The following is a 15072-nucleotide window of genomic DNA, read 5'->3' as shown; positions in this document are numbered from 1 at the left end:
GGTGCGCCATGGGTAGCGGTGTTTGGGTCATACCGGACCGAACTGCCGAACGGCAAACGATTCGACCGGGAGAGCGTTCCCCTCCGGATTCGCATTAGGGCCGCATGATCCAACGTTGGCCCCATAACCGAAGCTTTGGCGTCGGCAAAGCACTCTTCGATTGCTAGCACTTGCCGTCAGCAAGAAAATTATAGGGAGACAGTGAGTTGTTAAGTAAAGTTGAACGACGCGCCCGGCAGCTCGCGACCGCCAAAGAACTATTTCGAGTACTGGCTGAAAAACTCGACAGCCGCATCTCCATTCGCCTCTGGGACGGAGATGTCGTCCCGCTGGGGCATGATCCCCTTCCTGGATATGAGCTGTCGATTGCAGGGCCTGGCGTGATCGGCTCGCTGATCCGTCGCCCGACTGCCGAGAACCTGCTGTGTCAGTATGCTCGAGGCAATATCGATTTTCATGGCGGCAATCTCGTCTCCTTCATGCGGACCATGCGAGTCAAAGGTGCCAAACGCACATCGCGGAGCCTGCCCAAGTCACTGTTGGTACGACTGGCCTTCAATTTTGGCCTGTCCCGCGACATGAATGTCAAAAGCCAATTGCGGTTCGACGGCGATGATACCGGACATCAACGCAAGCAAATCGACAATCGCGAATTCATCCAATTTCACTATGACATCAGCAACGACTTCTACAAGTTGTTTCTAGACGATGAGATGGTCTACTCCTGTGGGTATTTCCGTGACTGGAATGAAACCTTGGAACAGGCGCAACAAAACAAGCTGGATATGATCTGCCGGAAACTGCAATTGCAGCCGAACGATCGCCTGCTCGATATCGGTTGCGGATGGGGGGCCTTAATTTGCCACGCTGCGGAGCACTACGGTGTAAAGGCCCATGGAATTACACTATCCGATGCGCAATTGGAGGTCACGCAAGAGAAAATTGCCCGTCGCGGCCTGACCGGACGCGTAACGGCAGCCATCTGCGACTACAACGATTTGCAGGGCACTTTCGATAAAGTCGCCTCCATCGGGATGGCGGAACACGTGGGGATCGCCAATCTACCGAAGTATATGCAAAAGGTACGATCCGTATTGGCCCCTGGCGGCCTGTTTCTGAATCATGCGATAACACGTCCAGCGAAATCGAGCCCCAAAGCATTCCGGCGCAATTCTCCAGAGCGTCGTCTGCTGACCAAGTACATTTTTCCAGGCGGAGAACTCGATCACCAAGGGCACGTAGTGGATTGCATGGAGTTCACCGGCCTGGAAGTTCATGATGTGGAAGGCTGGCGCGACCACTATGGACTAACCTGTGAGCACTGGGCGAATCGCTTGCAGGCCAATCGTGATGAAGCCATTCAACTAATTGGAGAAGAAAAATACCGCATGTGGCTGCTGTACTTGGCAGGCGTCTGCATGGCGCTGACCGATGGCACGGCTCGCATCTTCCAAACCGTGGCTTCGAACCAGTTTAAAAAGGGACATTCCGGAATGCCCCCCACGCGGGAACACCTTTACACACCTGAGCCACGGCGCCGCGCCGCTTAGTTTCGGGTACGGGGCATTACTCGGGGATGGTCTCGAGTCCCATCAAATCGCTGGCGGTTTCGCGTCGGCGAATGACTTTCGCCTCGCCATTCTCGAGCAGGACTTCTGGGCAGCGGTACTTGCTGTTGTAATTGCTCGCCATCGCAAAGCAATAGGCACCTGCAACTTCCAACACCACGATATCGCCGACCGTTGCAACGGGCAGCGTGCGGCGCGAGACAAAACCGCCCTCCTCTTGCGTGAAGATATCTCCCGATTCGCAGAGCGGCCCCCCCACAACAACATCGCGTTGTAGTCCACTGACGGGACCACGGTGCGCAATGGAGATGGGATGATATGCCCCGTAGAGAATTGGTCGAGCCAGATCATTAAAACCTGCATCGAGCAGGTAGAACGTGTTCTCTCCCATCTCTTTGACTGCACGAATTTCTGCCAACAAATAGCCACTCTCTGCAACCAGGAATCTTCCCGGTTCGATCTCCAGCTCAATGGCGTGACCAAATTTATCCTGCAATCGGTTGCGAGTCGTATTCCATAATCCGAAGTACTCTTCGATATCGACGTAGGCTTGGTCCTCACGATACGGAACCGGCAGGCCCCCTCCGGCGCTAATGGTCTGCACCGTACGCCCCACCGTTTCACAAGCCTTCTCCATGGCTCCACACACTTGAGCCAAGTGTTCGATGTCGGTACCACTGCCAATGTGCATGTGCATCGAAGTCACCGTCAAGCCGTGCCGATCGGCGCGGACCAAGCAGTCGTCGATTGCCTCGTGCCAAATCCCGTGCTTCGATTGTGGCCCTCCAGTATTGGTCTTTTGGCTATGGCCATGGCCGAAGCCGGGGTTGATGCGGAGTGCAATATTGCGTCCGGGAGCAACAGCCCCCAGTTGGTCAATCATGTCGGGAGAGCCGCAGTTGACCGGAATGTTGTGTTGAACCACCAAATCTAAAGCAGCTTGGTCAAATACATCCGCCGTATAGACGATGCCGGCCGGATGGGTATCGGGACGGAAGCCAGCGGCCAGGGCGCGTTCAATTTCGCCCGCGCTGACCGCGTCGACGACCACACCGTGCCGACGCATGCGGTCGAGGATTGCGATGTTCGACAAAGCCTTTTGGGCGTAGCGCACTCCGTCAAACAATTGCAGGTCGGCAATCCGTCGGGCGATAATGGACCAATCGTAAACGTAGCAAGGAGTTCCGAAGCGATCCGCTAGCTCCGTGACAGCCATACCGGCAATTTGGGAACGGAGCGTTGGAAACGAAGTGGCTGTTGACATAATTGGATCGGTCTATTTTGAATGGAAAGAATGAGCCGATGCGCCTCGGCGCATTCCGTAGCAATAATTCGGTAGGTGCAGTGCGGCAGAAATCGCCCTCAGACAGGCCTGTTCAGAGACCACGTCGCTGGCGGAGCTTGCGACTGTAATTCTCCATGAACTTGCGCTCGCGTGCGGTCAGGCTGTCCTGACCTTCACGATGGATTTTATCCAAGATGAGGTTCGCTTCAATTTCATCTTTAGTTTCCGAGGAGGTCCCCCTGGCATCGGAGTCATCGGGCGTGTGCGAATCTCCACGATGCACTTTGAACCCCTTGCGCTTCTGGGCAATGGAAGTCTGAGTACTGCCCCACCAACTTTCCAGGAAGCCAAAATTCAGGCCGCCATAGAAGTAAACAGCCGCGAAGGCAGCCCCCACCAAGTGCACGTCATAAGCAACGTAGGCCTGACGTCCAAAAAGATTGCTGATCACCAGCACGATGCCGATCACCCAAGCTTTGACTGGCACAACGCCATAAATCATCAGCGTCGACTGGGGATAGGAGAACACAAATAGCATGGCAATCGTGGTGACCGCTCCCGATGCGCCGATGACACCAGGCCCAACGGCGCCCCCGCGAACGCCCAGCCAAACAAAGCCACAAAGGACAATGGAAACGAGATAAATCCTCAGAAACTCCCACTTTCCGTACTTATGCTCAACTCCTTGCCCCAAGAAATAGAGGGTGAGCATATTGAACAGAATATGCCCAATGCCTCGATAATCGTGGCAAAACCCATAGGTCAAAGTGCGGTACCACTGAAGCGGGTGGTACAAATCTTGCGGGCGCAATTCCAGCGCGTCCGTCAATCGTCCCACCGAGGACTTGGTGAGAAAGTCGAGCACGAATACGGCCACATTGGCGATGATCAGCAGACTGACCATGGACCGATTGTCCCACGGTCGAATGGGCCTTAACTCATCTTCACGGTAATAGTCGCGATCGTAGATGCCCATCGGAGTTTAAGTGCATTCAGAGAAAGAGGACATGGCGTTGAAATATCGGTGGGTGAGCCACCGTGATACGACTAGCATGGGTTGTTCCGCCGACTGCAGACAGCTCCCATCGTGGGAGCGAATTCTTGCGAAACTCTGGGGAAGACGACTAGTTCCGAGGGTTGAGCTGGTGTGCTCCTCCCCCGTCATCCGCACCCGCTTGGCCCCCCTCTTCTCCAACAATAGGGCCTTGCGAGGGCGCTTCATTGGTCGCATTCGAGGGGACCGTAACCGAAGTATCCCTGCCGCAGCTGCAGCAGGCTAGTAGGGCAACTAGGACAGCAATCCTCATCTTTCCAAATTCCTTGATGACAAAGAGATCATTCTGGGTGCGTTACCACGGCTCCATCGGCAATTCCCGACATATTCAGGAATGTCTTAAAATCGAGAGAATCCGTCATGGTGCGCACCGATCCATCTGCCAGATTCCAATTGCTTGCGCCGCCAGCATGCATACTGGAAAAGAGATATTGGTGTCCCCAGGTGGTGTATTCCCGATACCAGGGATCGTGCAATTCTGTCGGCAAGCCGTTGTGCGTCCAGAGGTACGACCGCACGCGACCAGTTCGCTTCTCAAACGAATCCCAGTCGGCATATACGCCGGTCACTTCGCCGAACATCAAAATATTGGACGAACCATCCGTCATGGATGCGAATTTGCATTTGCTGCGATTGCCAAAAATCCCGCGGCGTTTTCCGTAATAACCGGTCGTGACATGCCCCCCCATCTGCCCAGTGACACCTAGATAATTGGTGCGCCCCGCTTCGGTACGGGTACTGAACGGAAGCAAGCCAACACGCCCACCACCATCCGCACCTGTCCAAGTCGCGGTCATAATCACCTCCCCCTCGGTGTTACTATACGCGTCATCCGAAGGGCACAGAAGGGTCCCAATGCGGTACTGACCGTAGGGGTTCCAAAGAGGAGTGGCCGAGTTGGCATTGCTCCACCAACTGGAGTATCTACCGAGTTGGCCGAGAGCCGCATGGTGGTAGGTCTTGTCGAGGTTCAAATCCCGATAGTCACTGAACGGTTGACTGACAGCTCCCAGCTCCATGAAGGGCATGATGAACACCAGCGTGCCGACATTGGGAAACGAACTGTAATCGTCCCACCATCGAAAATCGGTATTCAAATTGGCTTGAGCTGGCCCATCAAAGCCAGTTGGAAACCTTTGAAAAGCAGCTTCAAAGTTCTGTGCAGCGAGCCCCAACTGCTTGAGATTATTTTGACAGGCTAGGCGACGCGCGGACTCTCGAGCGGTCTGCACGGCAGGAAGTAGCAAGCCAACTAGAATTCCCACGATTGCAATCACGACTAGCAATTCAATCAGGGTAAAACCAGGCCGGCGTTTTTCACGCAAGCCGCCTTTGCTTATCACCATCAATGCATTCACTCCAGCACTACTCAGCTGTAAATCTTGCAAAACCCGTAGCCGTAGCGTTGTAAGATTCCCAGGGACCGGTGCTCAACAAAAATGCCAACCGTTCTCCTTCCCAGAGAATCCCTTTAATTGTGAAGCCTGCAACGCGAGTTCGCAACACTTCAAATCCATTCGGACTCGAAAAGGAACGCTTTAGCAGCCCGTTTATAGTCAAATGCGTTGTTTTCGCTGCAGCCCCCACATCCCAATGGGGCGTAGCGGCGTTGCTGGCTGGAGCGGAGCGATGACTAGGAAACGAACGGGTTCAACTTGATCGGGTTGTGTGAACCCCGCTCAAGGCAACTTGGGGCTGGGCGCTTGGCCTTGGTCGGGGGCCGCAATTTCGAGCGTGCTCACCGCAGAGGGGGCTTCCTTACGCGATTCCGCAGGTGGCCCTTCGGACGCTGCAGCCCCAGGGGCGGAGGTACTCTCAGCTTCCGAACCGGCCTCTGGCGTTGCAGCATTCTCGGGAGTCGCCACTGGTGGGGACTCTGCGGCAGGTTGCACTAAGGGCTCACTCGCTTCGGAAGTAGGGGAAGCAGCCGGTGCAGGGACGGGTGGCTGTCCCACTTCGGGCGACTGGAGGTTGATCGTCGGCAGCTCGGCCGGGGCGTCGTCCGCACTCAGGGCATCTGTTTTCAACAGCATCTCCGTGAGGAAGTTGCGATTGGGGAACCTAGCGGGCCAAGCAGAGATGACTCCCATCATGGCAGGATCCGTCAGCTGCTCATCGTATCGACGGCGGAATTCCAGGAAGTCACGCAGTGCGAAATCGTCGGGCAGCTCGGTTTGGTCAAGCAACTTACGATAGCTTTCAATTGATTCCAGCACCGCGTCGGCTGCGTCGTCAATCATCATGGCCGGGTGAGCATTGAAGAGTTCCGCCCAGTTGGCCCAAGCGATCTCATACTTCTCAAGAGCCCCGTCGAGCTCTCCCTTGTCAAGCATCTGATCGGCTTCGTACATACTCGTCCGGGCAAGGATCGCAGCATCCTCCTGCTCGGCAATGCAACGAGCCTCCCAATAGGCGTAATTGATTTGGTTGCGATAGATCTCGACGTGCGAGATTTTTTCCTTGGCTGCGACTAGACGATTGGCCCGCTCGGTCGCTTCCAACCGCTGGGAGGCGGGAAGCTTTTTGACCACGCTTTGGGGTGGGAAATTCAATTGCTTCTTGACGTCTTCGGCCATCAAAACCTCGTTGAAGGTTCGATCGATGTCTAGCTTTTCCCACGCAGCGATCTGCTCACTGGTGAGCGTTGCCATCTCCTGTTCCAGCATGTCTTGATAGGTTTGGCCGCAATACTCTTCGAAGGAAGCCTTCTCGTTCAGGTATTCTTCATTCGCTCGCGCCAATTCACGCAGGTAAATGGTATCCCCGAACGAAGTTTGGATCTGTCGCTCGCCAAACTCAGCCCAGCCTTCTCCCGCTCGCTTCCAAGCCTGCCGTGCGGGAATGTCCAAAATGCCTTCAGCCTGTATTCCTTCGGAATACTTCATCAGCCATTGCGGGCCCATGCGGTAGAACATCATGACGCTCTTAGCGGGCTTCGAGCCCTCGGCTACCATGTCATAGGCATGCTCGTACCACAGTCGGCCACTCAACCAATTGTCGGGCAGACGATCGGGTCCCAGCCCGGCGGGTTGGCGCAAGTCCATACCAGAACGCGCTTGCATTTCTTCGTGGAAATTCTTGTCTTCGCGGTACAGTTCACGGAATTGCTTGCGTTCATCGGCAACCCCAAACTTGTTGCCAAAAAACCATCCCAACTCATACGGCATCTCCGTCCGTTTCTTATTGAACTTCGATCCCTTGACCAGGTAGTCCATACCGCGTTTGACCCACTGATAGCGTTGGCGATAGTCGTCAAACTCGGCCGACACGTTGTAGGACAAATTGTGCGATTGAAACTCCCACACTTTGACAAAGTGAGGTTGCAGGATGGCAATCTGATTGAGGGTCGCTGAGAGGCGATCCCAATACTGCTCCTTTTTGTAGTATTCTGCCTTCTGCCACAAAATGGTAGCCGCGACACCTCGCAATCCCAGCGTGGCCAACCGCATCGATTCACTAGCGGGATCAATTTCCCCCAGGTCACCTTGGCCCAGATCGTAGGCCGTGCGCACTTGGGCTAAGGTTCCCCCAGCCGCCTTGACCGAGCCATCCAAATTTCGAATGGAAGGGCTTCCGAGGAAGTAGAGCGGAATGAGCAGTAGGACGATGGCACCGATGTAAAATAGTCGGCGTCTGAGGACTACAATATTCATGCTGCCGCGATCTCCCGCGTCTTGAGGAAGAAGTAAGCAATAGTGCTGGTCAAGACAAAGTAGGCAAACGTCATCGTTAAGTGGCGTGCCACGAGGCCGCCGAAGATATTAAATCCGTAAGCTACATACTCTGACGTGTTGAATTGTCCAAAACTTGGAATCGCTTTGAAGACAGAAAACATCGTGTACATGATTCCCTGGTCAGCCAGCTGAATGGTGGTCTCAAGCGGCTTGTTTCCTAAATCCAGCTCGACCATGGCTCCCGTTTGCAGCGGGATCCGAATGAGCGACTCGATCGGGCCACCGCCCGGAATCGTCCCGCTGGCGACGTCCAGCGACAAGCCTCCGAAGAAGCCCAACACCAGACAGGTCATCGTGGCCACCATGGCCACCGGACCACTTAGGAATGTGCTAAACATCACTCCTAGGCAAATGATCAGCAGCATCTGCATCCAGATACCGAGGAAGCCCTTGAACATATTCCAGCCAAAGGTGCTGTCGCCGGCTCGGAGGTACAAGTCGGGCGCCGCCATCCCAAAATATTGTCCAGGGTCTCGGCAGCGAATCACCACATCCAGCTCTCCATTCTCGTCTACCAAATCATCGAAGATGTCAACTTCGGTCGGTACACTATCGCGAGATCCCGACATTTTGCGTGGCAACTCAATTCGGTCGAGTGCGAATTCACGAACGATGAAGGGGCGGCGTTCGCTTTCGACTCGTCCATCGGGATGCTTCAGGATGACTTCACCCTGAACCCCAGTAACGATATCGCCCTTGAACGTTCGAAACGCTTTGAGACTCAGCTCGATGGGCAAGGTATCTCCGCCGTTGAAACGCGACGGGGTGACGCCACGGAATCGCCAAGTCGCCGACATCAGGGAATTCCCCTCGATGTAAGACTGGTATTCCGATTCATAGCCGACGTTCAATCCCGTCCGCACTGGGTTTCCGCTACGGTCGGCAAAGGACAGCGATCCGAAGACGGGAATCCGAGCATTCAGCAAGCCCTCCGGCGGCCCAACGGTGTATTGCATTTCCCCGTTGACTTCGCGAGCAGTGACAACATGGCGATGCCCCTTCTGCTCATCGGTGGTTCCCACCAAGCTTCCATCCTCGTTGCGCACCATTTCAAAGGTATGCGCGTGACGACCGTCGTAAGTCGTGGTCCCCGTCAATCCGCCTTCGGCGAGCTCCTCGATTTCGTGAGCGTGTTGTATTCCCCGTACAACAAACACGTAACTCAAGACTCCCATCCCAAGCAACAGCACCGTGCCGACGGCGGCAAAGCCGAAGATTCGCCCCAGGATGATTTCCGTACAGCGTACCGGCTTGGTCGCGATCGTTTGAATCGTCTTTGACTTGATGTCCGTTGGCAGACTAAAGCAGCTCAGGAACAATCCCAGCAACAGCACAAGGTAGCTCGTACCGGTCATCACAAAGCTGATGTACAACTGCCCCACGTCGTCGGCGTTGGTATCCAGAAACCACCCGGCAAACAGCAAGCCGACCACAAACACAGCCATCACAACGATGACACGGCGGCGAATGGCCTCCTGGAACGCAAGCCGCCCCAGTGCATAGATGCGACGCAGGCTAGTTCCAGGCAAGTCGCGGGCCAACAACTCATAGATGACCCGAGTCACGTTGTAAAACGCTTCGCCGGGTCCGTAGCGGGCCATGGAGACAAGGTAGCAAGCGATGAAGCCAAGGGCTGCCAAAGCAACGGCAACCAGCACTCCCTGGAGCAGCCCGAAATGCAAGAAGAGCCACTCAAAGTAGCCCCACATTTGGTCTTTTTCGATTCGCATGGAAAGGCGATGGGATTTGGAGGAAAGAGGATGAAAAAGTAGGTGCTAGACTCTACCAACTCAAGGGGAGGCTGGACGGCCGCCGGGACGGTTATCTTGCACGATGTCCAAGAATAGTTCTTCCATCGTAGTGGTCGGATTATCGAGCGAAACAACCTCGCCCCCTTCGCTACGAATCAAGTCAGCAATCTTCTGCTTGGAAGCGTCAGACAACCCGGTGGCATGCACCTCGGTCACGTCGCGCACTTTGAGCAGACTGTCCACGCGTCCCAGCTCCCGCAATTCGCCTTGGTGCAGAATCGCTACCCGATCGCAGACGTCTTGGACGTCGGCCAATTGGTGCGAGCACAGCAAAATGGTTTTGCCAGCATCGCGGAGTCGGATGATCAAATCCTTCATCTCGCGACTACCGATGGGGTCCATGCCGGTCGTTGGCTCGTCCAAAATCAGCAGATCAGGTTCGTTGATCAATGCCTGAGCTAAGCCGATCCGACGCGTCATCCCCTTGGAATATTCACGCAATTGCCGACGGCGAGCTTGATGCAGCCCCACCATTTTGATCAGCTGGTCCGATCGCTCGCGGCGCAACTCGGCGGGCATGTCAAACAGACGACCGTAGAAATCGAGCGTCTCTTCAGCATTGAGAAACTTGTACAGGTACGATTCTTCCGGCAAGTATCCGATGCGTTCGTTCTTCGTGACGTCCCGCGCATCTTTGCCAAACACAAACGCCCGGCCAGAGGTGGGGAACAGCAAGCCCTGAATCAGCTTGATGGTGGTCGACTTGCCGGAACCGTTCGGCCCCAACAGACCGAAGATCTCCCCCTTTTTGACTTCGATATCCAACGCCTTCAAGGCGGAGACCTTCTTCCGCCCCCAGAAGTCGCGGTAAATCTTGCCCAAATTCCGAGTTTCAATCACCACATCCGTATCAACGGGTGGAGTTGCAGAGGTTTCGGTTTCTACAGCAGCAGAGGCACTCATAAGGGAGTCAAATCCTAGAAGTTCCGATGGCTTCCGCGACCCAAATTTCCGATCCTGCCGCTCGACAAGCATTCGAAAACAATGCAGTTCGCGACGACGGGAACAAAGGTCACAATATGGGATGATAATGACAAAGTATGTGCGACACAGCTTAATCGCGATGGGCGCGAATGGGGAGCGAGCGGCGCGTAGAACCTCGCCAAAAAATCAAAAACTAACGAGATTCACTGTTCTGTTCGCTAAAACCGGTCTGGACCACCAGGCTTTGAGCCAACCATGCAGCGAGCGAGAAACGGGGTGCCCAGACCTCTTTCCCCTACCACTCCGGCAGGACTTCCCACACCAGGTACTGGTCACTCTGTCTACCGCGCGATACCTACAACCTACGCATCTCAGATTTCTGAAGTTCGATTTATGAAACAAAAAATGGATTTCCCATTGCAAGCGGCGAGACCACCAAGCAACCCCAGGCCCCTTCGCAGGGAATCGCAAACGGTCCCATCGCCCCATTCCCCTCAGAGTTCATGGGGTGATGCTTGCCAGATTGCGCCGAATGTCTGAAAATGGCGGCCAGCAGTGCGAGAGGGTATGAGCAACGAATCATCCGGTACTCGGCTGAGGTCCTCTACAGAGCTTGAGCTGATGCCGCACGATGTAGCGCCAGATTCTACCAAGAAGTCTACCCCTATCTCCCCAACGCCCCCCAACGATCGCGCAACGCAAGAGTACGTCGCTGCCCAAGACTACCTCTATGGCCGGATTAACTATGAAAAAATCGGGCATACTCCGTACAACCAGGGCAATTTCCGCTTGGATAGAATGCGGCAACTCCTGGAGTTGTTGGACGCGCCTCAGCGGGACTTCCCCATTATCCATGTCGCTGGCACCAAGGGGAAAGGCACTACAGCCACGCTCCTGGCCGATGGACTCCGCGGCTGTGGCCGGCGGGTCGGACTCTACTCCTCCCCTCACCTCCTTCATCTCGAAGAGCGCATACAGGTCCAAGCTCGTCCCTGCACTCCCGCCGATACGATCCAGCTGACCGATCAGGTTCGGCTGGCCGGCGAAACCCTAGAGCGCAGCGGTTGCGGGCTGCCGACCTTCTTTGAGTTGACCACCGCCATGGCCTTGCTGCATTTTTCGCAAAGCAAGGTGGACTGCGCCGTGCTGGAAGTCGGTTTGGGCGGTCGGCTCGATAGCACCAATGTCTGCACTCCCCTGTTGTCCATCATCACTTCCATTAGCTTGGATCACCAAGCACAGCTAGGCAACACGATCCGCGAGATCGCGGGGGAAAAAGCTGGCATCATCAAGCCCCACGTGCCTGTGATATGCACGGCCCGCCATCCCGAGGCGCGCGCCCGCATCGCTGAACAGGCTGCCGAATGCCAGGCGCCGCTATACCAATTGGAGCGAGATTTTTCATTGCAATGGGAACGTGTTCCCTGCTCCCCAGCTCACGCGGCTCCCTCCAACGCACCTCATGCCGTCATGGAATTCCTGGCTGAACAGCCCCCCTTGAGTGGACTCAACGGCACTCGCTGGCAGACCCAATTGTTGGGCCGGCATCAGGGTGACAACCTTGCCGGCGCTGTAGCGGCATGTGGACTGCTACGCCAGCTGGGATGGGATCTACCCGCTGCCCCCCTGCGAGCCGCGCTGGCTACCTCCCGCCCACGCGGCCGCTTGGAGACAGTGAACTGGCGACCACTTTCCATTATCGACACGGCCCACAATCCCGCCTCGATCGCAGCGGGGTTGCAGGCGTTGGCGGAGCATTTCCCTAAACGGTCCATTCGCGTCGTTCTAGCCACCAGTCAGGATAAAGATTTCCGGAGCATACTGCGGCTCTTGCTGCCCGCTTGCAAGAGCATCCATCTGACCGCGTTCCAGGGAAATCCGCGTGCCCTGCCCATCGAGGAATTGGAAAACGCCGCAACAGCGCTCAGGACTGAGCTGGCGGGAGAGAATTTAGCCCAACTCCACACCGCCCCAACGCCGGCGCTCGCCTGGGCGCAGGCGCAAGAGCTCACAGGTCCCCAAGAACTGGTTTACGGAACTGGCTCTTTCTTCCTGGCAGCAGAACTCTTCGAGCAAGACCAGCGGGCGGCACTGGATTAAATCCCTCCACCGGCAGCGCACCGAACCAAGCTCCACCGCCGCGATGGCTTCCGTTACAGGGGAGTCTTGCTGGCTTGACCTGCAATTTCACGAACTAAGGTCGGCACGGCATAGCCCGGCAATTCGCTACGCAGGCTGGCGACCAATGCCTGAGCCGCCGCATCCTCGACCGCAAAGTGCAAAGCGCCTTGCACCAAATCCAATTGGTGAAGGTAATAGGGGACCACGCGTCGATCCACCAGCGCGAGGCATAAATCGCGCTGCGCCTCCAGCGAATCATTGACCCCACGGAGCAAGACCGATTGATTCAGCAACACAGCGCCGCTGCGATGCAGGTCAGCCAGAGCGGCGCTGACGGCAGCATCGATTTCCTGAGCGTGGTTGAAGTGCAAGACAAAGTACATCGCGGCCGAGGAGCGTCGCACCCAATCCAACAGCGTCTCGCAAACGCGTTGTGGAATGACCACCGGCAGGCGTGTGTGCAGTCGAATACGGCGGACGTGAGGGATTTGGCACAATTCATCCACCAGCCACCCCAGTGTTTCATCGGCCAACGTCAGCGGATCACCTCCACTGAGAATGACCTCATCCAGCTCAGCATCCTGGCGTATCAACTCCAAGGAACGAGAGAATCCCGCCTTCCCTTTGGGGGCGGTCTCATACGGGTAGTGGCGTCGGAAACAGTAGCGGCAATGAATCGCGCAAGCGCCCGTCGTAATTAACAGCACACGCCGCTTGTATTTCTGCAGAACTCCCTCAGCCCGCTGCGCCGCCTCATCCCCCACCGGATCGAGCAAGCCGGAGCCCTGATCTTCCATCTCCCGCTGCATGCCCAAGACCTGCAGCAAGAGTGGATCTTGGGGATTGCCTGGCTGCATCCGCCGAATGTATTCCAGCGGTGCAAAAACGGGAAAATCCTGCTCGGCCGCCGCCGACGCGAAGCGGTGAGGGAGGCCCAACTGATCACACAACGCATATCCGTTGCGAACCGCCTGTTTCATCGCCTTTTGCCACCCTGGGCCGGAGTTGCCGCAAGTGCCTTCGACAGACTGGTGGTTTGTAGCTAAAATCGTCCCCTTCACGGCGTACCCTTGCGATAGATTTGTCAATGAAGATGGTGGCCGGACATCCCCAGACCCCGTTCAATTTAGAATTTCCGAAGAGGATACGCAGTGGCCACTTACAAGACTAACGACTTCCGCAAAGGCTTAAAGGTTCAAATCGACGGCGAGCCCTATTTGATGTCCGAAATGAATTTTGTAAAGCCGGGAAAAGGGAATGCACTCTACAAATGCAAGCTGCGCAACCTGCTCCGCGGTACAACGCTCGACCGGACCTACAAAGGGGGGGATGAGCTGGAAGCTGCCGACGTCGAAGACATTTCGACCCAGTACCTCTACCGCCAAGGCGACACCTTCGTGTTCATGCACGACGAGACCTTCGAACAGTACGAATTGAGCGCCGAGCAAGTCGACGTCGCCTGGAAGTACCTCAAAGACGGCATGAAGTGCTCGATGACGCTCTTCAATGGCAATCCAATCACCATGGATCCACCAATCCATGTTGAATTGCTGGTAACGCAGTGCGAGCCTGGAGCCAAGGGAGACACGGCAACCAATGTGACTAAACCGGCAGTAGTTGAGACCGGTGCGGAGTTTTCCGTTCCAGGTTTCATCAAGGAAGGCAATGTCATCAAGATTGACACGCGAACCGGTGAGTACACCGAACGGGTCAACAATTAGACGCGGTCTCTCCCAAGGGCAACCAGCCCGACGGGCGAGGAGTGGCCCCCAACCGAAGAGCGTCAACTATGCAGCTGCTCCGCCTAACGATGCCCACCCCGCAACACGACCTAGCCCTCGACGAGGCGCTGCTGGAGACGGCCGAGCGTGGTGCGGGGACCTCGGAAATGCTGCGGTTTTGGCAAGCTCAGACCACGTTCATCGTGCTGGGTCGGAGCGGGAAGATCGACAGCGAAATCGATCGCTCCGCTGCAGAGCGGGACGCGGTCCCCATCCTGCGACGCTCCAGTGGCGGTGGTACCGTGGTTGCCGCCCCCGGCTGCCTCTTCTACTCCCTGCTACTCTCGCTCAATGCCCGTCCGCATCTCCGCATGATTGACCATGCCCACCAATTCGTGATGGAGCAATTGGTGGCGGCCCTGCAGCCCATCGAACCGCAGCTGACCTTCCGCGGCACATGCGATTTGGTGCTGGGTGATCGCAAACTGAGTGGGAATAGCCTGCGGGTTCGCCGCAATTACCTGCTCTACCACGGCACCCTCTTGCTCGGCATGGATCTATCTCTGATTTCCAAATACCTCAAGCATCCGCCGCGTGAGCCCGATTATCGGGGCGGACGCGAACACCATGCCTTTGTAGCGAACCTCAACGCTACAGCAGAGGATGTCCAACGGAATCTGCAAACCCAATGGCAAGCCACCGACGAACGCAGCGAGATTCCTGTTGCGCTGGTCGAGCAACTGGCTGCGGACAAGTATGCCTGCGACCAGTGGACCTTTCAACGCTGAGCTGCAATCGAGCACGAAGGTTGCAAGGGAGCCCTTTCCTAGGCACGGTCAACTGCCAGTCGAACG

At 56.1% G+C, this 15072-nt stretch carries 11 protein-coding genes; 4 read left to right on the top strand and 7 right to left on the bottom strand.

Features of this window, described 5'->3' with window-relative positions:
• Positions 1–206: 206 nt before the first annotated feature.
• On the top strand, positions 207–1550 hold the full coding sequence (locus Q31a_RS09685) for an SAM-dependent methyltransferase (protein WP_145077030.1): 1344 nt from the start codon (positions 207–209) through the stop codon (positions 1548–1550).
• A 16-nt stretch (positions 1551–1566) separates the two neighbouring features.
• On the opposite strand, the gene lysA is transcribed toward Q31a_RS09685, so the two are convergent.
• The 6 genes from lysA to Q31a_RS09655 all read right to left on the bottom strand — a co-directional run bounded on the left by lysA (position 1567) and on the right by Q31a_RS09655 (position 10355).
• Positions 1567–2832, bottom strand: a complete 1266-nt coding sequence (gene lysA / locus Q31a_RS09680) for a diaminopimelate decarboxylase (RefSeq protein ID WP_145077028.1) — start codon at positions 2830–2832, stop codon at positions 1567–1569.
• Between the two features lie 112 nt (positions 2833–2944).
• The gene (locus Q31a_RS09675; RefSeq protein WP_145077025.1) at positions 2945–3829 is read right to left on the bottom strand and encodes a rhomboid family intramembrane serine protease; all 885 of its coding nucleotides are present in this window, start codon (positions 3827–3829) and stop codon (positions 2945–2947) included.
• Between the two features lie 359 nt (positions 3830–4188).
• Positions 4189–5253, bottom strand: a complete 1065-nt coding sequence (locus tag Q31a_RS09670; protein ID WP_145077023.1) for a DUF1559 domain-containing protein — start codon at positions 5251–5253, stop codon at positions 4189–4191.
• A 333-nt stretch (positions 5254–5586) separates the two neighbouring features.
• A complete protein-coding gene (locus Q31a_RS09665; protein ID WP_145077021.1) occupies positions 5587–7560 on the bottom strand; it encodes a hypothetical protein in 1974 nt (657 codons plus the stop codon).
• Positions 7557–9371: an ABC transporter permease gene (locus Q31a_RS09660; protein WP_145077019.1), complete on the bottom strand. Its 1815-nt coding sequence runs from the start codon at positions 9369–9371 to the stop codon at positions 7557–7559. Before Q31a_RS09660 ends, Q31a_RS09665 begins: the two co-directional genes overlap by 4 nt.
• Before the next feature lie 60 nt (positions 9372–9431).
• Complete coding sequence (locus tag Q31a_RS09655) at positions 9432–10355, bottom strand: ABC transporter ATP-binding protein (protein ID WP_145077017.1); 924 nt, start codon at positions 10353–10355, stop codon at positions 9432–9434.
• A 642-nt stretch (positions 10356–10997) separates the two neighbouring features.
• Between Q31a_RS09655 and Q31a_RS09650 the strand changes: the two genes are divergently transcribed.
• Positions 10998–12476: a bifunctional folylpolyglutamate synthase/dihydrofolate synthase gene (locus tag Q31a_RS09650; protein WP_197356578.1), complete on the top strand. Its 1479-nt coding sequence runs from the start codon at positions 10998–11000 to the stop codon at positions 12474–12476.
• Between the two features lie 53 nt (positions 12477–12529).
• Here Q31a_RS09650 and epmB read toward each other — a convergent pair whose 3' ends face one another.
• Positions 12530–13477 carry an EF-P beta-lysylation protein EpmB gene (epmB, locus tag Q31a_RS09645; protein WP_145077013.1) on the bottom strand — a complete coding sequence of 316 codons (948 nt, stop codon included), beginning with the start codon at positions 13475–13477 and terminating at the stop codon, positions 12530–12532.
• A gap of 171 nt (positions 13478–13648) precedes the next feature.
• On the opposite strand from epmB, the gene efp reads away from it, so the two are divergent.
• Together efp and Q31a_RS09635 are read left to right on the top strand one after the other, a co-directional pair.
• Entirely contained in the window at positions 13649–14218 is a 570-nt protein-coding gene (efp, locus tag Q31a_RS09640; protein ID WP_145077011.1) for an elongation factor P, read from the top strand.
• Between the two features lie 68 nt (positions 14219–14286).
• Positions 14287–15006 carry a lipoate--protein ligase family protein gene (locus tag Q31a_RS09635; RefSeq protein WP_145077009.1) on the top strand — a complete coding sequence of 240 codons (720 nt, stop codon included), beginning with the start codon at positions 14287–14289 and terminating at the stop codon, positions 15004–15006.
• Positions 15007–15072 lie beyond the last annotated feature (66 nt).

The organism is Aureliella helgolandensis (assembly GCF_007752135.1).
Taxonomy (GTDB): domain Bacteria; phylum Planctomycetota; class Planctomycetia; order Pirellulales; family Pirellulaceae; genus Aureliella; species Aureliella helgolandensis.
The sequence above is the reverse complement of the archived record's forward strand: the minus strand, read 5'-3'. Positions and strand labels throughout refer to the sequence as shown.

Excerpts from the sequence above, each read along its gene's own strand:
- lysA (WP_145077028.1), bottom strand. The coding sequence starts at position 2,832 with ATGTCAACAGCCACTTCGTTTCCAACGCTCCGTTCCCAAATTGCCGGT.
- Q31a_RS09675 (WP_145077025.1), bottom strand. The coding sequence starts at position 3,829 with ATGGGCATCTACGATCGCGACTATTACCGTGAAGATGAGTTAAGGCCC.
- Q31a_RS09670 (WP_145077023.1), bottom strand. The coding sequence starts at position 5,253 with ATGGTGATAAGCAAAGGCGGCTTGCGTGAAAAACGCCGGCCTGGTTTT.
- Q31a_RS09665 (WP_145077021.1), bottom strand. The coding sequence starts at position 7,560 with ATGAATATTGTAGTCCTCAGACGCCGACTATTTTACATCGGTGCCATC.
- Q31a_RS09660 (WP_145077019.1), bottom strand. The coding sequence starts at position 9,371 with ATGCGAATCGAAAAAGACCAAATGTGGGGCTACTTTGAGTGGCTCTTC.
- Q31a_RS09655 (WP_145077017.1), bottom strand. The coding sequence starts at position 10,355 with ATGAGTGCCTCTGCTGCTGTAGAAACCGAAACCTCTGCAACTCCACCC.
- Q31a_RS09650 (WP_197356578.1), top strand. The coding sequence starts at position 10,998 with ATGCCGCACGATGTAGCGCCAGATTCTACCAAGAAGTCTACCCCTATC.
- epmB (WP_145077013.1), bottom strand. The coding sequence starts at position 13,477 with ATGAAACAGGCGGTTCGCAACGGATATGCGTTGTGTGATCAGTTGGGC.
- Q31a_RS09635 (WP_145077009.1), top strand. The coding sequence starts at position 14,287 with ATGCAGCTGCTCCGCCTAACGATGCCCACCCCGCAACACGACCTAGCC.